The organism is Nocardioides marmoraquaticus, assembly GCF_054777915.1.
This window is the reverse complement of the sequence record NZ_BAAHAA010000004.1, coordinates 80,522-99,536: the sequence shown is the minus strand read 5'-3', so window position 1 is coordinate 99,536 and position 19,015 is coordinate 80,522. Positions and strand designations below refer to the sequence as shown.

17 protein-coding genes are annotated in these 19,015 nt (G+C 75.1%); 12 read left to right on the top strand and 5 right to left on the bottom strand.

The window, feature by feature from the left end; genetic code table 11:
• The first annotated feature begins 3 nt into the window (after nucleotides 1-3).
• Both ACYU8I_RS04420 and ACYU8I_RS04415 read left to right on the top strand, forming a co-directional pair.
• Entirely contained in the window at nucleotides 4-1,509 is a 1,506-nt protein-coding gene (locus tag ACYU8I_RS04420) for a cryptochrome/photolyase family protein (RefSeq protein WP_460837880.1), read from the top strand.
• 108 nt (nucleotides 1,510-1,617) lie between these two features.
• Nucleotides 1,618-2,601 carry an SDR family NAD(P)-dependent oxidoreductase gene (locus ACYU8I_RS04415; protein ID WP_460837878.1) on the top strand — a complete coding sequence of 328 codons (984 nt, stop codon included), beginning with the start codon at nucleotides 1,618-1,620 and terminating at the stop codon, nucleotides 2,599-2,601.
• Between the two features lies 1 nt (nucleotide 2,602).
• On the opposite strand, the gene ACYU8I_RS04410 is transcribed toward ACYU8I_RS04415, so the two are convergent.
• Entirely contained in the window at nucleotides 2,603-3,169 is a 567-nt protein-coding gene (locus tag ACYU8I_RS04410; protein WP_460837876.1) for an N-acetyltransferase, read from the bottom strand.
• A 22-nt stretch (nucleotides 3,170-3,191) separates the two neighbouring features.
• Between ACYU8I_RS04410 and ACYU8I_RS04405 the strand changes: the two genes are divergently transcribed.
• Complete coding sequence (locus ACYU8I_RS04405) at nucleotides 3,192-4,160, top strand: YihY/virulence factor BrkB family protein (RefSeq protein ID WP_460837874.1); 969 nt, start codon at nucleotides 3,192-3,194, stop codon at nucleotides 4,158-4,160.
• 157 nt (nucleotides 4,161-4,317) lie between these two features.
• On the opposite strand, the gene ACYU8I_RS04400 is transcribed toward ACYU8I_RS04405, so the two are convergent.
• Nucleotides 4,318-5,610: an MFS transporter gene (locus tag ACYU8I_RS04400; RefSeq protein WP_460837873.1), complete on the bottom strand. Its 1,293-nt coding sequence runs from the start codon at nucleotides 5,608-5,610 to the stop codon at nucleotides 4,318-4,320.
• A 95-nt stretch (nucleotides 5,611-5,705) separates the two neighbouring features.
• On the opposite strand from ACYU8I_RS04400, the gene ACYU8I_RS04395 reads away from it, so the two are divergent.
• The 8 genes from ACYU8I_RS04395 to ACYU8I_RS04360 all read left to right on the top strand — a co-directional run bounded on the left by ACYU8I_RS04395 (nucleotide 5,706) and on the right by ACYU8I_RS04360 (nucleotide 14,103).
• Complete coding sequence (locus ACYU8I_RS04395; protein ID WP_460837872.1) at nucleotides 5,706-6,128, top strand: TOBE domain-containing protein; 423 nt, start codon at nucleotides 5,706-5,708, stop codon at nucleotides 6,126-6,128.
• Nucleotides 6,125-6,904, top strand: a complete 780-nt coding sequence (gene modA, locus ACYU8I_RS04390; protein ID WP_460837869.1) for a molybdate ABC transporter substrate-binding protein — start codon at nucleotides 6,125-6,127, stop codon at nucleotides 6,902-6,904. Before ACYU8I_RS04395 ends, modA begins: the two co-directional genes overlap by 4 nt.
• 10 nt (nucleotides 6,905-6,914) lie before the next feature.
• Complete coding sequence (locus ACYU8I_RS04385; RefSeq protein WP_460837868.1) at nucleotides 6,915-7,709, top strand: ABC transporter permease; 795 nt, start codon at nucleotides 6,915-6,917, stop codon at nucleotides 7,707-7,709.
• Nucleotides 7,706-8,794: an ABC transporter ATP-binding protein gene (locus ACYU8I_RS04380; RefSeq protein WP_460837866.1), complete on the top strand. Its 1,089-nt coding sequence runs from the start codon at nucleotides 7,706-7,708 to the stop codon at nucleotides 8,792-8,794. Before ACYU8I_RS04385 ends, ACYU8I_RS04380 begins: the two co-directional genes overlap by 4 nt.
• Nucleotides 8,795-8,862: 68 nt before the next feature.
• Nucleotides 8,863-9,576, top strand: a complete 714-nt coding sequence (locus tag ACYU8I_RS04375) for a GAF and ANTAR domain-containing protein (RefSeq protein ID WP_460837863.1) — start codon at nucleotides 8,863-8,865, stop codon at nucleotides 9,574-9,576.
• Nucleotides 9,577-9,746: 170 nt separating this feature from the next.
• Nucleotides 9,747-11,633, top strand: a complete 1,887-nt coding sequence (locus ACYU8I_RS04370; RefSeq protein WP_460837861.1) for a penicillin-binding transpeptidase domain-containing protein — start codon at nucleotides 9,747-9,749, stop codon at nucleotides 11,631-11,633.
• A 63-nt stretch (nucleotides 11,634-11,696) separates the two neighbouring features.
• Nucleotides 11,697-12,611: an oxygenase MpaB family protein gene (locus tag ACYU8I_RS04365; protein WP_460837857.1), complete on the top strand. Its 915-nt coding sequence runs from the start codon at nucleotides 11,697-11,699 to the stop codon at nucleotides 12,609-12,611.
• A 151-nt stretch (nucleotides 12,612-12,762) separates the two neighbouring features.
• On the top strand, nucleotides 12,763-14,103 hold the full coding sequence (locus tag ACYU8I_RS04360; RefSeq protein ID WP_460837855.1) for an NAD(P)/FAD-dependent oxidoreductase: 1,341 nt from the start codon (nucleotides 12,763-12,765) through the stop codon (nucleotides 14,101-14,103).
• Nucleotides 14,104-14,223: 120 nt separating this feature from the next.
• Here ACYU8I_RS04360 and ACYU8I_RS04355 read toward each other — a convergent pair whose 3' ends face one another.
• Nucleotides 14,224-14,913, bottom strand: coding sequence for a pirin family protein (locus ACYU8I_RS04355; RefSeq protein ID WP_460837853.1), 690 nt, complete (start codon nucleotides 14,911-14,913; stop codon nucleotides 14,224-14,226).
• Between the two features lie 91 nt (nucleotides 14,914-15,004).
• Here ACYU8I_RS04355 and ACYU8I_RS04350 point away from each other — a divergent pair, with 91 nt between their 5' ends.
• On the top strand, nucleotides 15,005-16,078 hold the full coding sequence (locus ACYU8I_RS04350) for a hypothetical protein (protein WP_460837851.1): 1,074 nt from the start codon (nucleotides 15,005-15,007) through the stop codon (nucleotides 16,076-16,078).
• Nucleotides 16,079-16,146: 68 nt separating this feature from the next.
• On the opposite strand, the gene ACYU8I_RS04345 is transcribed toward ACYU8I_RS04350, so the two are convergent.
• Together ACYU8I_RS04345 and ACYU8I_RS04340 are read right to left on the bottom strand one after the other, a co-directional pair.
• Nucleotides 16,147-18,396 carry an oxidoreductase gene (locus ACYU8I_RS04345; protein ID WP_460837849.1) on the bottom strand — a complete coding sequence of 750 codons (2,250 nt, stop codon included), beginning with the start codon at nucleotides 18,394-18,396 and terminating at the stop codon, nucleotides 16,147-16,149.
• Nucleotides 18,393-18,950, bottom strand: a complete 558-nt coding sequence (locus ACYU8I_RS04340; RefSeq protein ID WP_460837846.1) for a PadR family transcriptional regulator — start codon at nucleotides 18,948-18,950, stop codon at nucleotides 18,393-18,395. The genes ACYU8I_RS04345 and ACYU8I_RS04340 overlap by 4 nt, the downstream gene beginning before the upstream one ends.
• Nucleotides 18,951-19,015: the final 65 nt, after the last annotated feature.

Below are 19,015 nucleotides of genomic sequence, written 5' to 3'. Positions count from 1 at the left end.
CCCATGACGACGCGCTGGCTCTTCGGTGACCAGCTCGGCGAGCACTTCCTCGACGACCACGACGGCGACGTGCTGATGGTCGAGAGCAAGCGGGTCTTCGCCCGCAAGCGCTACCACCGGGCCAAGGCCCATCTGATCCTCTCGGCGATGCGCCACCGCGCCGCTGAGCTCGGCGACCGGGTGTCGTACCGGCAGACCGACACCTACGTCGAGGGCCTCGGCCGCCGCACCCGCGACCTCCAGGTCGTCCAGCCGACGTCCTTCGCCGCGGTGCGGTTCGTGCGCGGGCTCGCCGACGGGTCGGTCGGCGGCAAGGAGCGTGACATCGAGCGGCTCCCGGCGCGGGGCTTCGTGACGACCCGCGAGGACTTCGACCACTGGGCCGACGGCCGCGAGGGCAACCGGCTGCTGATGGAGGACTTCTACCGCCACGCCCGCCGGCGCCACGAGGTGCTGATGGACGGCAACGACCCCGTCGGCGGCAAGTGGAACTACGACCACGACAATCGCGAGCCCCCGCCCAAGGGGCAGGACACCCTCGGCCTCGACGACCCGCCGTGGCCCGAGGAGGACGAGATCGACGAGCAGGTGCGTCGCGACCTCGACCGCTGGGAGGCCGACGGCGACGTCTCCTTCATCGGCCGCGACGGCCCCCGGCTCTTCGCCGCGACCCGGGCCGAGGCGGAGGCGGTGCTCGACCACTTCCTGGCCCACCGGCTGCCGCAGTTCGGCCCGCACGAGGACGCCATCCTCGAGGACGACCCCTGGATGGCCCACTCGGTGATCTCGGCGCCGATGAACCTCGGGCTGCTCGACCCGCTGACCGTGGTGCGGCGCGCCGAGGAGGTGCACGCCGCGGGAGACGCGCCGCTGGCCTCCGTCGAGGGGTTCGTGCGGCAGGTGATGGGCTGGCGCGACTACATGTGGCACCTCTACTGGTACCTCGGCGACGACTACCGCCGCTCCAACAAGCTGCAGCAGCGGCGCAAGGTCCCCGACTGGTGGGCGACGCTCGACGGCGACGCCACCCGCGCGCGGTGCCTCTCGCACACCCTCGACGCCGTCGCCGAGCGGGGCTGGGTGCACCACATCCCGCGGCTGATGGTGCTCGGCTCCTACGGCCTGCAGCGCGGCTGGGCGCCGGAGCAGCTGACCGACTGGTTCCACCGTGCGTTCGTCGACGGCTACGACTGGGTGATGGTGCCCAACGTGGTCGGCATGAGCCAGCACGCCGACGGCGGCGTGCTGGCCACCAAGCCGTACACCTCCGGTGGCGCCTACATCAACAAGATGAGCGACCACTGCGGGTCGTGCGAGCTCGACCCCAAGGTCCGCGTCGGCGACGACGCCTGCCCCTTTACCGCCGGCTACTGGTGGTTCCTGCACCGCCAGCGCGAGCGCCTCGAGGGCAACCAGCGCATGGCCCGCGCGCTCAACGGCCTCGACCGGCTCAAGGACCTCGAGGCGCTCGTCGAGCAGGAGGAGAGCCGCGGGTCCGACCCGCCGTGACCGAGCAGCCGGGTGCTTCTCGAACGAGAAGCACCGGCCCGGCGCCGACCGACCTGGCGGGCCGACCGCCCGCGGTTTCACGTCGAACCACACGGTTACGAGCCCTGCATGAGCTCCCTGCCCGCCTCGCTCGCCCGCGCCCTCGACACCGGCCTCGACCGCAGCATCGCCCTCGGGTTCTCGCAGCTGGGGTACGCCGCCCGGCGTCGGCTGCCGACGTGGCCGGCCGACCCCGCGCCCGACGCGCTGGCCGGGCGCACCGCCGCGGTCACGGGCGCCAGCTCCGGGCTGGGACTCGCGACGGCGACCGGCCTGGCCCGCCTCGGCGCGACGGTGCGGCTGGTGGTGCGCGACACCGAGAAGGGCGAGCGGGTGCGCCGGCAGCTGCTCGACGACGTGCCCGGGGCGACGGCGGTGGTCGACCGCTGCGACGTGAGCGACCTCGACGACGTACGTCGCTTCGCCGCGGCGCTGCGCGACGACGTCGACGGCCTCGACGTGCTGGTGCACAACGCCGGGGCGCTGCCGGCCGAGCGCACCGAGTCGCCGCAGGGCCACGAGCTGACCATGGCGGTGCACGTGCTCGGGCCGGTGCTGATGACCGAGCTGCTGCTCGACCGCCTCGTCGGCCGCGACGCGCGGGTCGTCATGGTGACCTCCGGCGGCATGTACGGCCAGCGCCTGCGCGCCGACGACCCGGAGTACCTCGAGGTGGGAAAGGGCGGCTACTCCGGCACCACCGCCTACGCGCGCAGCAAGCGCGCCCAGGTCGAGCTGCTGCCGGTGCTGGGGGCCCGGTGGGCGCCGCAGCGGGTCGGCGTCCACGCCACGCACCCCGGCTGGGCCGACACGCCCGGCGTGGTCGACTCGCTGCCCGGCTTCCACACGATCACCAAGCCGGTGCTGCGCGACGCCGACGGCGGCGCCGACACCACCGTCTGGCTCGCCGCCGTCGAGCCCCCGCCCGCCTCGGGCGAGCTGTGGCACGACCGCCGCGCCCGGGCCACCCACCTGCTCGCGAAGACCCGGAGCCGACCCGGCGACGTCGAGCGCACGTGGCACTGGGTGCGGGAGCAGACCGGCCTCGACTGACCTACTCCGCGAGACCCGTGGAGGCCGTCCAGGCGCCGGGTGGTGAGGCGGGCACGTCCTCGTCGGTGACCACCTCGTCGACCACCGACATCCCGCGGGCGCGGTAGTTGGCCAGCGCGGCGTCACCGTCGAGCGAGCACGTGTGGACCCACACGCGGGTGGTGGTCGGCAGGCCGTGCCGGGCGGGCAGCGACCAGGCCAGGTCGATGCCGTGCTCGAGCAGCAGCCCGCCCCAGCCGCGGCCGATGGCGTCCCCGACCAGGCCGAGGTAGCGGATCTCGACCTCGCGACCGGCCGGCTGGAGCTCGACGTACCCCTGCGGCGCGCCCTCGGCGTGCAGCACGTGCAGCTCGGTGCCGGGCACGGCCAGCTCGTCGAGCCACTGCTGCCACGACCACCCCAGGCGGTCGGTCCACGTCCAAGGACCGCCCACCACGGCGTACAGCCACCGCGCGAGCTCCGGCGTCGGCGCCGCCACCCGCTCCAGCCGTACGCCGCCCGGCCACGGCCGCGGGGGCCCGTCGGGAGGTCGGCGGGACTCGAGCGTCCAGGTGGTCACGCGCAGCACTGCTGCACCCTAGGCTCCGGTCGTGACCACCGCCCGCCTCGTCCCGGTCACCGTCGAGATGGACGGCGACGAGCTCGACGCGGAGGACGCCTGGCACGCCGTACGACGCCTCGGCCTGCGCCGGCTGCTCGTCGACTCCTTCGTGCGCTTCCGCTACGGCGACGGCTTCTCCAGCTCGCGCGCGCTCGCGCTGCAGTCGGCGATGGCGGTGGTGCCGTTCGTGCTGGCGCTGACCGGACTGGCGTTCGACCTCGACGCCGAGCGCCCCGCGCGGCTGCTCGCGCTCGTCGTGGAGGCGGTCTCGCCGGGCTCGGGCCAGGGCGACGCGCTCGCCGCCGCGCTGGAGGAGGGTGGCAGCGAGGTCGCGGGCGAGGTCGCACTGGCCGGCGGCCTGCTGCTCTCGGTGCTGTCGATGACCACCGCGGTCGCCCAGGTCGAGCGCGGCGGCAACCGGATCTACGGCATCCGCCGCGACCGGCCCGCGCTCGCGAAGTACGGCCGTGCCGCGGCGATGACGGCGCTGCTCGCGGCGCCGGTGGGCGTCGGCTTCGTGCTGCTGGTCGGCGGCGGGGCGCTGGCCGACGGGCTGGTCGACCTCTACGGCTGGGACCCCGGCACCGCCCGGACCTTCGAGGTGCTGCGCTGGCCGGCCGGGCTGGCGCTGCTGGTCGTCACCATCGCCGTGCTCTTCGACCACGCCCCGCGCCGACGGCAACCGGGACTGTCGTGGCTCGCGCTCGGGTCCGGCCTCGCGGTGGTGATGACGCTCGTCGCGACCGGCCTGCTGGCGACGTACGTGCGCCTCAGCCCGGCCTTCGGCGACGTGTACGGCCCGCTGGCCGGCATCGTGGCACTGCTGGCCTGGACCCTGATGACGTCGGTCTCGCTGTTCTACGGCCTCGCCGTCTGCGCCCAGCTCGAGGCCGCCCACGCCGGCGACGCCGGCCCCGCCGAGGCCGACCCCGGTCGCCCCCACGGCGTGCGGGTCTGAGGCGGTCCACGTGGGGCACGCCTGACGGCCCGGCGCTCCTGCGTGGTGTGGACCGTCGCAGCAGCCTGGCCGGGTGCCCGACGACGTGGTGCTGCCGACCGAGCTCGTCGTGCGCGACAGCACCGCCCGGCCCCGCGCGACCTGAGCAGGCGGACCCTCAGGCCGTCCTCTGCGAGACGACCTGGCTCACGCGGTAGCGGACGAAGGCGGGGTAGGCGAGGACGGCGAGCACGGTGCCGACCACGACGAGCACGCCACCGCCGCCGGCGGTGACGGCGGTGCCGAGGCTGACGGCGGCGGCGCCGTGGACGACGTCGGCGATGCGTGGGCCACCGACCACGACGACGGTGAAGACGCCCTGGAGCCGGCCACGGACGGCGTCGGCGGCCGCGGTCTGCAGCATCGAGGTGCGGAACGCCGCCGAGGTCATGTCGGCGGCACCGCCGACGACGAGCATCAGCACGGCCAGGACCAGCGCGGGGCCGGGGGCGACGGCGGCGAGCCCGACGGCCGAGCCGAAGCCGGCCATGGCCACGCCCCACACCAGCACCGCGACGACGACGGCGAGGCCGTGGCGGTCGATGCGAGAGACCCAGCCCGAGAAGATGCCGCCGAGCACGGCGCCGATGGGGATGCCGGCGAAGAGCAGCGCGAACACGAGCCCCCCGTCGGCCGGGCCGCCGAAGTCGAGGTGCGCGATCTCGGGGAACAGCGCCCGCGGCATGCCGAAGAGCATCGCGATGACGTCGACGACGAACGACATCAGCAGCACCGGCTGGCGTGCGAGGTAGGCGAAGCCGTCGACGACCCCCCGCAGGCCCGGGCTGCCGGTGGTGCCCTCGACCGGCAGCGGCGGCAGCGCCACCACGGCGAGCAGCGTCGGCACGAGGGTCACGGTGTCGACCAGGTAGAGCCACGCGAACCCGGTGAAGGGCAGCAGCACGCCCGCCACCAGCGGCCCGGCGATCGCGCCGGCCTGCATCACCGTCATGTTGAGCGAGTTGGCCGCGGGCAGCAGCTCCTTGTCGAGCAGCCGCGGCAGCACGGCGCTGCGCGTCGGCTGGTTCACCGCGAAGAAGGCCTGCTGCACCGAGAACAGCCCCAGCAGCAGCCACACGTCGGTCGACCCGCTGGCGGAGAACAGCCAGAACAGCCCGCTGGTGCCGATCAGCCCGACCGTCGTCACCACGAGCATGGTGCGGCGGTCGAAGACGTCGGCCAGTGCGCCTCCCCACAGGCCGAACACGACCAGCGGCACCAGGCCGAAGACGCCGGTCAGGCCGACGTACGCCGACGAGCCGGTGATGGCGTACACCTGCGCCGGCACCGCCACCACCGTCAGCTGCGCCCCCACGACCGTGACGATGTTGGCCAGCCACAGCCGCCGGAAGTGGCGGTCCCGCAGCGGCCGGGTGTCGGCGAGGAACGAGCGCACGTCACCAGCCAACACGGTGGACCCCGACAACCTTCCCCGGGGGCTGATCACGTCGTGCCACAGACGCAGATGCGGACTTGGCTGGCCGGGACGACCGCGGATGCGGTTGGATGTGCGCCGTGGCGACGTACCCGATCCGACAGGCGGCCGAGCTGCTCGGCGTCAGCGACGACACCGTGCGGCGCTGGGCCGACTCGGGGCGGCTGACGACCCGGCGCAACGACAGCGGACGTCAGGTGGTCGACGGGGTCGAGCTGGCGAGCCTGGCGCAGGAGGTCGCGGCGGCGGGCGAGCACCTCGACCCGGGGCCGATCGTCTCGGCGTCGGCGCGCAACCGCTTCGTCGGCCTGGTCACCCGGGTCGTGCGCGACACCGTGATGGCGCAGGTCGAGCTGCAGGCCGGGCCGCACCGCGTCGTGTCCCTGATGAGCCGCGAGGCCGCTGACGAGCTCGAGCTCGAGCCCGGCGTGCTGGCCGTGGCGAGCGTGAAGTCCACCAACGTCGTCGTCGAGCTGCCGGAGGTCTCCCGATGAAGCGCACCCGTCTGGTGGCGGTCACTGCCACCACTGCTGTCGTCCTGGTCCTCGCGGGCTGCGGGGGGGAGGGCCAGGACGAGGATCCCGCCACGCAGGAGAGCACCACGCTGCGGATCTTCGCCGCGGCGTCGCTCACGGAGTCGTTCGGGGAGCTGGAGAAGACCTTCGAGGAGCAGAACCCCGACGTCGACGTCGAGCTCGAGCTCGGCCCGAGCTCGGGGCTCTCGGAGCAGATCGCCGGGGGTGCGCCCGCCGACGTGTTCGCCTCCGCGAGCACCACGAACATGCAGACCCTGGTCGACGCCGACGCGGTCGACGAGCCGACCGTCTTCGCCACCAACGACCTCGCCGTCGTCACGCCGCCCGACGATCCCGGTGGTGTCGGCTCGCTCGACGACCTGGCCGACCCCGAGGTCAGCGTCGCGGTCTGTGCCCCCGACGTGCCGTGCGGCGTGGTCGCGGCGCAGGTCTTCGACAACGCCGGCCTCGACGTGCAGCCGGTGACCGAGGAGGTCGACGTCAAGTCGGTGCTGACGAAGGTCACGCTGGGCGAGGTCGACGCCGGTCTCGTCTACGTGACCGACGCGCAGGCGGCGGGCGACGAGGTGCGCGAGGTCGAGGTCCCGGCCGACGTCAACGCCACCACCGACTACCCCGTCGCGGTCGTCGCTGCCTCCGAGCACGCCGACCTGGCGCAGGCCTGGGTCGACCTCGTGCTCTCCGACGAGGGCACCCGGGTGCTCCAGGAGGCCGGGTTCGGGTCCGCCCCGTGATGATGGGGCCATGAGGCCGTCGGTCCCCTGGTCGCTGCGCCTCCCGGCGGCGCTCGCGGTGCTGCTCCTGCTGCTGCCCCTGCTCGGCCTGCTGCTCCGTGCACCGTGGGGGCAGCTGCCGGCGCTGCTGACGACGCCGGCCTCGCTCGACGCGCTGCGGCTGTCGCTGCTGTGCGCCACGGCGGCCACGCTGGTCTCGCTCGTGCTCGGGGTGCCGCTGGCCTGGGTGCTCGCGCGGTCGCGCGCCCGCGGCGTACGCCTGCTGCGGGCGCTGGTCACGGTGCCGCTGGTGCTCCCCCCGGTCGTCGGGGGCATCGCGCTGCTGCTCGCCTTCGGCCGCAACGGCGTGGTCGGCCGCTGGCTCGACGCGTGGTTCGGCGTCTCGATCCCCTACTCGACGCCCGCCGTCGTGCTCGCCAACACCTTCGTGGCCATGCCCTTCCTCGTGATAGCGGTCGAGGGTGCCTTCCGCACCGCGTCGCAGGGGTACGACGAGGCGGCCGCCACGCTCGGGGCGGGCCGGCTCACCACCTTCCGCCGGGTCACGCTCCCGCTGGTGCGCCCGGCGGTGGTGGCGGGCGCGGTGCTGTGCTGGGCGCGGGCGCTGGGCGAGTTCGGCGCCACCATCACCTTCGCCGGCAGCCTGCAGGGCGCCACCCGCACCATGCCGCTGGAGATCTACCAGCGCTTCCAGTCCGACCCCGACTCCGCGGTGGCGCTGGCGCTGGTGCTGCTCGCGGTGTCGGTCGCGGTGCTGGTGCTGCTGCGGGGGCGCTGGGCGAGCGCCGAGGTGGTGCGCCGGTGAGCGGGGGTCTCGTGGTCGACGGTCGCGTCGAGCGGGGCGGGTTCTGCCTCGAGCTGGCCCTGGAGGTGTCGCCGGGGGAGGTCGTCGCCGTGCTCGGGCCCAACGGCGCCGGCAAGTCGACGCTGCTGCGCGCCGTCGCCGGGCTCGAGCCGCTCGCCGCCGGCGCGGTGGGCGTCGCCGGCCGCACCTGGGAGGGCCCGGGCGTGCACGTGCCGGCGGAGCGTCGGCGGGCGGGCGTGGTCTTCCAGGACTACCGGCTCTTCCCGCACCTCAGCGTCGTCGACAACGTCGCCTTCGCCGCGCGCTCGCGGGGACGGGGCCGTCGGGCGTCGCGCGAGCACGCCCACGGCTGGTTGGAGCGGCTCGGGCTCGCCGACCTCGCCCCGCGCCGGCCCGGCGCGCTCTCGGGCGGCCAGGCGCAGCGGGTCGCGATCGCGCGAGCCCTGGCCAGCGAGCCTGAGGTGCTGCTGCTCGACGAGCCGATGGCCGCGCTCGACGCCGGCGCCCGGCTCGACGTGCGCGCCTTCCTGCGCACCCACCTCGCCGACGTCGCCGGACCCACGGTGCTGGTCACGCACGACCCCCTCGAGGCGATGGTGCTCGCCGACCGCCTCGTCGTGGTCGAGCAGGGCCGGTTGGTGCAGCAGGGGCCGCCTGCCGAGGTCGCGCAGCGGCCCGCGTCGACGTACGTCGCCCGGCTGATGGGGCTGAACCTCTGGCGCGGCCGGCACCGCGGTGACGGCCGCGTCGACCTCGTCGTCGGCGGCACGCTCAGCGTCGCCCCCGACGGGCCGCTGACGCCCGGTCCGGTGCTCGTCGCGGTGCGTCCCAGCGCCGTCGCGCTCCACCTCGAGCAACCGCGCTCGAGCAGCGCGCGCAACTCCTGGAGCGGTCGCGTGGGCGCGATGGAGCGGCTCGGCGAGCGGGTCCGGCTGCAGGTCGTCGGCGGGCCCGCTGCGCCCGACGCCCTGGTCGACGTCACCGCTGCCGCGGTCGCCGAGCTGCGCCTGGGCCCGGGGCGCGAGGTCTGGGTCTCGGTGAAGGCGACCGAGACCGAGGTCTACCCCGAGACGCCCGTGTCATGATCTGCTCCGGACCGGTCGGGCCTCACCGTTCGTCCGGCGCCCCACCGCCCGGAGAGGAGCCGTCTGTCGTGCCCGAGAACTACCCGCCCGAGATGCAGCAGACCTTCCGTGGGCTGGCCGAGGTCGTCTACGCAGGCGAGTCCCACGAGGCCGTGCACCAGCACGTCGTGGAGGCCGCTGTCCAGCTGGTCGACGGCTGCGACCACGCGTCGCTGATGCTGCGGCGCGGCCACCGGGTCCACACCGCCGCCGCCTCCGACGCCACGGCCAAGGCGTGCGACGAGATCGAGCAGGAGGTCGACGCCGGGCCGTGCCTCGACGCGCTCGACGACGACAAGCCCGACGAGCACCTGTGCGGCGACCTCGGCTCCGGCACCTGCGACTGGCCCGAGCTGGCCGAGCGGCTGCAGGGAGAGCTCGGCATCCGGGGCTCGGCCGGCTTCCGGCTGCGCCACGACGGCCACAAGGTGGGCGCGCTCAACCTCTTCAGCGACACCCCCGGTGCGCTCACCCAGCGTTCGCTCGACCAGGCCTCGATGCTCGTGTCCTTCGCCTCCGTCGCCCTGGTCGCGCTCGACCGTGGCGACGAGGCCCGCACGCTGCGTGAGGGCCTGACCAGCAACCGCGAGATCGGCAAGGCCATCGGCCTGCTCATGGCCAGCCACGGCGTCGACGCCGACGAGGCCTTCCGGCTGCTCTCGCGGGTCTCGCAGGAGATGAACCTCAAGGTGGTCGAGGTGGCCGCCCAGTTCATCCGCAAGCACGGCACCGCCGCGGGCTGACCGCAGGCCGCTGACCTGCACGAGCGTGTCAGCGGGGCGGGCGCCGGGTACGGACGGGGCGGTCGAGGCGACGGCCACCGGACCTGTGTCGCGCCGACCGCCCTCTCCGCCGTCGGCCGGTCGGCGCGACACAGACCAGCGCCGTGGGTGCGCACGACGGGCGTGGTCTCATGCTGACCATGCGCCCGGGTCACCGCACCGTCCCGCTGGTCCTCCTGCTCCTCCTGGGCAGCGCCTGCAGCGCACCCTGGAGCAGCGACGACGAGGTGCAGGCCGCCGCGGAGACCGCCGCGGCGGCCCTGAGCTCGGGCGAGACCGAGCGCGTCCGGTTCGCGGGCGACGAGCCGGCGGCCCGAGCGGCGTACGACGCCGTGGTCACCGGGCTGCCGGGCGACCCGTCCGTCGAGGTGCGCGACGTCGAGGTCGGGGGCGAGGCCGGCGACGGTGCCGCCACCGCGACGCTCGCCTGGTCGTGGGACCTCGGTGTCGAGACCTGGCGCTACACCAGCGAGGGCGTGCTCGAGCAGGCCGGCGACGAGTGGCGGCTGCGGTGGCAGCCCGCCCTCGTGGCCCCCGGGCTCGGCGACGACGAGCGGCTGGTCGCGACCCGCGTCGGGGCCGTGCGCGGCGACGTGCTCGGTGCGGACGACGCCCGGATCGTCGAGCCGCGACCGGTCGTGCGGGTCGGCGTCGACCGGGGTGCGGTGCCCCGCCGCGTCGCGGTCGCGGCCGCCCGCGAGGTGGCCGCCCTCGTCGACGTCGACCCCGCGCCGTACGTCGCCCAGGTGCGCGCCGCGGGCGAGCGCGCCTTCGTCGAGGCCATCGTCTACCGCGCCGCCGACCTCGACGAGAGCACACGTGACGCGCTCGCGGCGGTGCGCGGTGCCCGGCTGCTGACCGACTCCCTGCCGCTCGCGCCCACCCGTGACTTCGCCGCTGCCCTGCTCGGCTCGGTGGGTCCGGCGACCGCGGAGGTCGTCGAGGACAGCGACGGCCGGGTGGCGGCGGGCGACGAGGTGGGGCTGTCGGGGCTGCAGCGCCGCTACGACGAGCGGCTCGCCGGCAGGCCCGGGGTCACCGTCGACGCCGTGCCGAGCGACGGCGAGCCCCGGGAGCTGTTCGCCGTCGACGCGGTCGCGGGCGAGCCGCTGCGCACCACCCTCGACCTCGCCCTGCAGGAGCGGGCGCAGCGGGTGCTCGCCGACGTCGGCCCGGCGAGCGGGCTCGTCGCGCTGCGGCCGTCGACGGGCGAGGTGCTCGCGGCGGCCAGCGGTCCCGGGTCCGACGGCTACTCGACCGCGACGTTCGGCCAGTACGCGCCGGGCTCGACGTTCAAGGTGGTCACCAGCCTCGCGCTGCTGCGCGAGGGGCTCGGCCCCGACAGCCTGGTGTCGTGCCCGGCCACCGTCACCGTCGACGGCCGCGAGTTCGAGAACTACGACGACTACCCCGGCTCCGGCCTCGGCGACATCACGCTGCGCGACGCCGTCGCCCGGTCGTGCAACACGGCCTTCATCGGCGCTGCCGACCGGCTCGGCCCCGACGCCCTCGCCTCGGCGGCCGCCTCGCTCGGCCTCGGGGTCGACCACGACCTCGGCTTCCCGGCCTTCCTCGGCGAGGTGCCGCGGGCGGAGTCGGGGACCGGCGCGGCCGCCGCGACGATCGGGCAGGGCACCGTGCTCGCCTCGCCGCTCGCGATGGCGGCCGTGACCGCGTCGGTGGTCGCCGGGGAGGCGGTGCTCCCGCGGCTGCTGCCCGACGTCGACGTCGAGCAGGAGCAGCCGCGCACCCCGCTGACGGGCGCCGAGGCGCAGGCGCTCCGCACGATGATGGGGGCGGTCGTCACGGAGGGCAGCGGCTCGCTGCTGGCCGACCTCGCCCCGCCCGCGGTGCTGGCCAAGACCGGGACGGCGGAGTTCGGCGACGACCAGCCGCCCCGCACGCACGCGTGGATGGTCGGGGCGCAGGGCGACCTCGCCGTCGCCGTCTTCGTCGAGGAGGGCGAGTCGGGCTCGAGCACGGCCGGGCCGCTGCTGCGGGCCTTCCTGGAGGGCTGAGCACCTGGTCGAGCGACCGTGACAGTAGTACTGTCACGGTCATCCCGGACCCAGGAGCACCCCGTGACGTCTCGAGACCGCCGGCCGCGCCTCGTGCCCCGCCGCCACTGGGAGCGGCGCAGCCGCACCCTCGACCCGGTGGCCGACCACGCCGAGATCCTCGAGGGGCTCGGCGCCCACGACTACCCGTGGGACACGCTCCAGGCGCTGTCGTTCGCGCTGTTCCGCACCTACGCCGTGCCGTCGATCGGCCGCCTGCTGATGAGCACCGGGGAGTTCACCGAGCGGGTGCAGAAGCGCTACGACGACACCGGCCTGCTGCTCGAGGAGGTCTCGCGCCACGGCCTCGGCAGCACCCGCGGACGGGCCGCCGTACGCCGGATCAACCAGATGCACGGCCGGCACGACATCAGCAACGACGACATGCGCTACGTGCTGGCGACCTTCGTGGTGGTGCCGAAGCGGTGGATCGACGACTGGGGCTTCCGCCCGATGACGGCGCAGGAGGTCGAGGCGGGCGTGCACTACTACCGCGAGCTCGGCCGCCACATGGCGATCCGCGACGTGCCGACGACGTACGACGGCTTCGCGCGGCTGCTCGACGCCTACGAGAGCGAGCGCTTCGGCTTCGACGAGGGCGCGCGCCGCGTCGCCGACTCGACGCTCGACCTGATGGCCACCTTCCCGCCGAACCACCTGCTGCCCGCCTCGCTCGTACGACGCTTCGCCTTCGCGCTGATGGACGACCCGCTGCTCGACGCCCTCGGCTACGACCGCCCCTCGCGGCTCGACCGCGCGGTGGTGCGGGCCGGCATGCGGGCCCGGGCCCGCGTGCTGCGGCTGCTGCCGAGCCGTGGCCGCCCGAAGTACGCCAGCGACTTCGGCTGGTTCCGCAGCTACCCCGACAGCTACCGGGTGGAGGACCTCGGCGTCCACGCCGGCTGCCCGGTGGCACCGCGTCCCGCCGCGCACGGCTGACCGGAACCCCGGCCCTTCCTGGCCCACTCCTGACCCGCTCCTGACCAGGCACGACGCTGTCGAGCGCGCCTCGTCCGTGGTCCAGACCAACGCCGGCGGCTGGTCGCGTCCGGGTCGGGGTCGAGGCGCCCTGGGCGATACTGGTCGCACCATGGGGCCCTCGGACGGGGCCGACCCGGCCGCCGATCACGCCGCGGCCGCGGCGGCCGAGACGCGTGGTGGGCGTCGTTCGATGGACGCCGACGTCGTCGTGGTCGGCGCGGGGGTCGCCGGGCTCGCCTGCGCGCGCGTGCTCGAGGGGTCGGGGCTGCACGTCCGGGTGCTGGAGCGCAGCGCCCGAGTCGGGGGCCGCACCGGCGGTCACGTGGTCGACGGCTTCCGCTGCGACCTCGGCCTGTCGTGGGTCGACGCCACGCACCCGGTGCTGCGCGAGGCGCTCGACGTCGCCGCGCTCAACCCGCGGCCCATCGACCGCGGCCTGGTCGTCGCCTCGCCGCAGGGCTACCGGATCCTGCAGGGTTCGCAGACCGCGCTGATCCACGCCGTGCGTGCCGGTCTCGGCGAGCCGCAGGACGTCGCCCGGCTGATGCGCTGGAGCGACCCCCTGCGCCGGCCGACCGAACGCATCGCCCTGGGTGCCGACCGCACCCTCGGCGAGTCGCTCGACCAGCACGGCATCAGCGGCCGGCTGCGCGAGGAGGTGCTGCGGCCGGCGTTCCGGCTGCTGTTCGGCGACGAGGACCTCCGCACCTCCTACCAGCACGCCATGACCGTGCTGCAGCGGCTGCGCGACGGCAGCCCGGCCGTGCCGTCGCTGGGCATGCAGTCGCTGCCCGACCAGCTCGCGCTCGGCCTCTCGCGTCGCGTCGAGCTGGGCGTCGCCGTCGAGGCCGTGTCGCGCGACACCGGCGTCGGCACCGCTGTGGCCACGGGCGACGACGTGCTGCGGGCCTCGGCCGTCGTCGTCGCCACCGACCCCGGGGCGGCGTCGATGCTCCTCGGCCTCGGGGTGCCGGCGATGCGAGCCGTCAGCACGTGGTGGTTCGCCACCGAGGCGCCGCCGACCACCCTCAAGACGACCTTCGTGAACCCCCTCGGCCCGGCCGGCGGGCCGGTGTCCCACGCCCTCGTCGTCTCCAACGTGGCCCCCCGCTACGCCCCGGCCGGCCGCGCCCTGGTCGGCGCCGCGGCCGTGCCGCTGCCCGGCGAGCCCGCCGGCGCCGAGTCGGAGGCCGACGTGCGCCGCCACCTCGGCCAGCTCTTCCACGCCGAGACCGCCACCTGGGACCTCGTCACCCGCCACGCCCACGACTCCGCCTGGCCGGCCGTCCGGCCGCCGCTGCTCCGCCCGCGCGAGGTCGACCTCGGCGACGGCGTCTTCGTGGCCGGCGACCACCGCGAGGCCCCCGGCGTGGCCGGCGCGATCTCCTCGGGCCTCCGCGCCGCCCGCGCCGTCCTCGACCGGCTCGGCGTCGCCGCCCGGCGCGACTAGGCCGTCCTTCGGGTGCGGGGGTCTCGCGGCCCCTCGCCCAGCCTGCGGGCTCGTGGTGGTCGAGGTGCGAGGAGCCCTGGCGACGAGCCTCGAGACCCCGGTGACCTGTGCGGTCGGCCGTCAGGCGAACGCCCAGACGAGGACCTGGGCGGGGCCGGTGGCGGTGAGGGGGCGGCCGCCCTCGTCGAGGAGGCGGGCGGCATCGCCGTCGAGGAGGCGACGCTCCGCCAGCATCACGCCGTGCGACGCCTCGTCGGCGGCGGTGGCCACGAACACGTGCAGCCGCGGGGCGTCGGGCAGCACCAGCCGGTCGCCGTCGGTGAGCCGGGCGGCGTGCAGCGAGACCCCGGCCGCGCCGAGGTCGAGCACGCCATCGGCCCCGGCGAGGCAGGTCCAGTCGGCGCCGAGGGTCACCGGTGCGGCGTCGTACGACGGCCGCGTCCCGGGCTCGTCGGGGCGCACCCACGCCTGCAGGAAGCGGGTGGTGGTGCCGGACGCCGCCACCTCGCTGTGCACGACGCCGGAGCCGGCCGAGAGCCGCTGCACGGAGCCGGCGCCGAGCTCTCGGGAGCCGACGGTCGAGGCGTGGCGCAGCGCCCCGTCGACGACCCAGCTGACGATCTCGGTGTCGGCGTGGGGGTGGTCGGCGTACCCGGTGCCCGGGGGCAGCAGCTCGTCGTTGTGCGCGACGAGCGAGGCGAAGCCGACGTTGCGCGGGTCGTAGTGGGCGCCGAAGGAGAAGGAGTGCCGGGTGGTGCGGCCCTCCGCGAGCGTCTCGGACCGCCCGTCGGCCGTGCGCACCTCGATCACGCGCCCCATGGTGCCGGACTGGTCTCCACCACCGGCAGGATGAGTAGCCGCGCTCATGCCGTCCGGGCCCGACCGAGCGCACGATGAGCGCATGACCACCACCTCGCCCACGGCTCCCGCGGCGGCCCCGTTCGCGACCCGCCTCGTCGACCGGCTCGTCGCCGAGCAGCTGATCCACCCCGGCCAGCGGGAGCGGGCGTTCGCCGTCGTCGCCGACGAGCTCGACCCCCGTGGCCCCGGCGGCCCGGCCGTGCCGCCCGCGAGGACCGGCGCGTCGGGCCGCGGTGGCATGTCCGCCCTCGTCGAGGTCGTCGCCTACCTGGGCGGCGCGCTGGTCCTGGCGGCGGGCGCGCTGTTCGTGGTCGAGCTGTGGGACGCGCTGTCGTTCGGCTCCCAGGTCGCCACCGTCGCCGTGCTGGCGGTGGCGCTGCTGGGCGGCGGGGTCGGCGTCGTCGCCGGGCACGCCCACGCGGTGCTCCAGCGGGTCGACGGCAGCGACTCCCGGCGCCGGCTCGCCAGCACCCTGCTCACCGGCGGGGCGCTCGCGGTGGCGGTGCTGGTCGGCATGCTCGTCGACCGCGCCGGCGGCTCGTCGGCGTACGACGCCTCGTCGGTCGACTGGACGCTGCTGACGGCCTCGTTCGCCGGCCTGCTGGTGGCCGCGGCGGCGTACGCCCTGCTCGCGGGCAGCGCCGTGGGCGTGATCGGCGTCGCGACCGCCCTCGTCACGCTGGTCGGGACGGCCGTCGGACCGGTCGGCGGCGACGAGGGCCTCGTCTCGGCCGCCGTCTTCGTGCCGCTGGCCGTGGCGTGGCTGGTCGCCACCGAGCGCGGGCTGCTGCGCGAGGTCACGCTCGCGCGGGTGCTGGGCGTGCTGCTGGCGCTGTACGCCGTGCAGGCGCCGGTCGTCGAGGGCGACGCCGGCACCGTCGCCTACGCGCTGACCGCGCTGCTCGCCGTGGTCGGGACCGTCGTCTACCTGCGCCTCGGCGCGTGGCCGTACCTGGCGATCGGCGTCGTCGCGGTGACCGTCGTGGTCCCGGAGGCGGTCACCGACTGGACCGGCGGCGGCCTCGGTGCGGTCGGCGCGGTGCTCGTCACCGGCCTCACGCTGCTGCTCGCCTCGCTCGTCGGCGCCTGGTTGCGCAGCCGTCGCGAGACCTGAGCCCCGAGTCGTGTGCCTCAGAGGGCGCTCTGGCGCCCTCTGGGGCACACGACTGCGTCCGGCGGGGGTCAGGCGGGCTGTGCGGCGGCCGCGACCCGGGTGCCCTGCTCGATGGCGCGCTTCGCGTCGAGCTCGGCGGCCAGGTCGGCGCCGCCGATGAGGTGGGTCGGGCGGTCGGGCCTGGCCTCCACGAGCGCGTCGTAGAGCTCGCGCACCGACTCCTGCCCGGCGCACACCACGACGTCGTCGACCTCGAGCAGCTGCGGCTGCCCGTCGACGGTGAGGTGCAGGCCGCGCTCGTCGACGGCGTCGTACGTCGCCCCCCGCACCTGCTGCACGCCCGACTGCTTCAGCACCGCTCGGTGCGCCCAGCCGGAGGTCTTGCCGAGGCCGAGGCCGATCGGGGTGGTCTTGCGCTGCACCAGCCACACCTCGCGGGCGGCCTCGCGCGGCTTGGCCTCGGTCAGCCCGCCGCGGTGCAGCGACGGGTCGCCCACGCCCCAGTGCGCGAGCCACTCCTCGAGGTCCTCGGGCTGGTGGGCCAGCCAGTGCGAGACGTCGACGCCGATGCCGCCGGCACCGATGACGGCGACGCGCCGGCCGAGCTCGCGACGGCCGAGCAGCGCGTCGGCGTACGACACGGCGTGCTCGATGCCGGGGATGTCGGGGATCCGCGGCTCCACCCCGGTGGCGACGACCACCTCGTCGAAGGCCTCGAGGTCGGCGACCGACGCGCGGGTGCCGAGGCGCACCTCGACGCCGAGCACCTCCATCCGGCGGCGGTAGTAGCGCAGCGTCTCGGCGAACTCCTCCTTGCCGGGGATGCGCATCGCCAGGCGGAACTGCCCGCCCAGCTCGTCCTCGCCCTCGAGCAGGGTGACGGCGAAGCCGCGCTCGGCGTACGACACCGCGGCCGCCAGGCCGGCGGGACCGCCGCCGACGACGGCCACCGAGGGGACCGTGGGCACGGTGGTCTCGACGGGCTCGACCGACGATGTCCCGCTGGTCGAGCCTGTCGATGTCCCGCTGGTCGAGCCTGTCGATGTCCCGCTGGTCGAGCCTGTCGATGTCCCGCTGGTCGAGCCTGTCGACGTCCCGCTGGTCGAGCCTGTCGACGTCCCGCTGGTCGAGCCTGTCGACGTCCCGCTGGTCGAGCCTGTCGAGACCACGTCGTCGGTCGTCGCGCGCCAGACCCCCGGCAGCGGCAGCAGCACGAGCTCGGTCTCGTGGCAGGCGCGCGGGTTGACCAGGCACGACGCCCTCTTGTTGGAGAAGACGTGGTCGAGGCACGCCTGGTTGCAGGCGATGCAGGTGTTGATCTCGTCGGCGCGACCGGCGGCGGCCTTGGCGACGAAGTCGGGGTCGGCGAGCAGCGGGCGGGCCATCGAGACCAGGTCGGCCGTGCCGTCGGCGAGCAGCTCCTCGGCGAGGTCGGGGGTGTTGATGCGGTTGGAGGCGCAGACCGGGATCGCCACCTCCTCGCGCAGCCGCCGGGTGGTCCACGCCCAGGCGCCGCGCGGCACCTGCGTGATGATCGTCGGCACCCGGGCCTCGTGCCAGCCGATGCCGGTGTTGAGCACGCTGGCGCCGGCGTCCTCGAGGAGCAGGGCGAGCTCGGTCACCTCCTCCCAGGTCTGGCCGCCCTCGACGAGGTCGAGCAGCGAGAGCCGGTAGACGATCGGGAAGCCGTCGCCCACCGCCTCGCGGATGCGGCGCACCACCTCGACGGGGAAGCGCATCCGCTTGGTGGCCGTGCCACCCCAGGCGTCGTCCCGGTGGTTGGTGCGCTCGGCGAGGAACTGGTTGATCAGGTAGCCCTCGGAACCCATCACCTCGACCGCGTCGTAGCCCGCCTTCTGCGCCAGCCGCGCCGAGTGGGCGAAGGCGCTCGCGGTGCGGTCGACCTGCCTGCTGCTCATCTCGCGCGCCGAGAAGGGCGTGATCGGCGACCTGCTCGCGCTCGCCGACTCCGAGAACGGCGTGTAGCCGTAGCGGCCGGCGTGCAGCAGCTGCAGCGCGATCGCGCCGCCCTCGTCGTGCACCGCGTCGGTGACCTGACGGTGCCGGGCGCTGTCCATGCGCGAGGTCATCTCGCCGGCGAACGGCTTGAGCCAGCCGCGCTTGGAGACCGCGAACCCGCCGGTGATGATCAGCCCGACCTGGCCGCGGGCGCGCTCGGCGGCGTACGCCGCGAGCTTGGGCAGGTCCCACGCGTGGTCCTCGAGCCCGGTGTGCATCGAGCCCATCACCACGCGGTTGCGCAGCGTCAGCGAGCCGATCGCGAGCGGCTCGAGCAGGTGGGGGTAGGGCTGGGTCATGAGGGTGCTCCTTCGGTGGTCGAGCCTGTCGAGGCCCAGGCGTCGAGGTAGTCGGTGAGCCAGTCGACCCAGTACTGCTCCTGGCGCAGGCCGCCGCGCAGCACGAGCCACACGTCCCGGGCGTGCTCGGAGAGGGCCGTGGGGTCGGGGAACTGCTCGCGCTCGAGCTGCTCGTAGTGCGCCAGCCGGGCCTGGTGCTCCAGGCGCAGCCCGCGCAGCTGCTCGAGCAGGGCCGCGCGGTCGCCGTACGCCGCCCCGCGCATCTTGACCGCGACCTCGGACCGCAGGGCGGCGGGCTCGGTGGGCTCGGCGATCCAGCGGGCCAGCTCGGCGAGCCCGGCGTCGGTCGGGGCGTAGCGGCGCTCGGTGCTGCGGCCCTCACCGGCGCTGGTGGCGAGCCAGCCGTCGGCCTCCATGCGCCGCAGCACGCGGTAGATCTGCTGGTGGGTGGCCTGCCAGAAGAAGCCGACGGTGCGGTCGAAGCGACGGGCCAGCTCGATGCCGGTGCCGGGGCGCTCGCGCAGCGAGACCAGCAGCGCGTGCTCGAGGGACATGGAGGCAGTGTGCCTGCTGTGCAACTCGTTGCACAAGGTGGTCCAGGCCTGTCGTCTCACGGCCG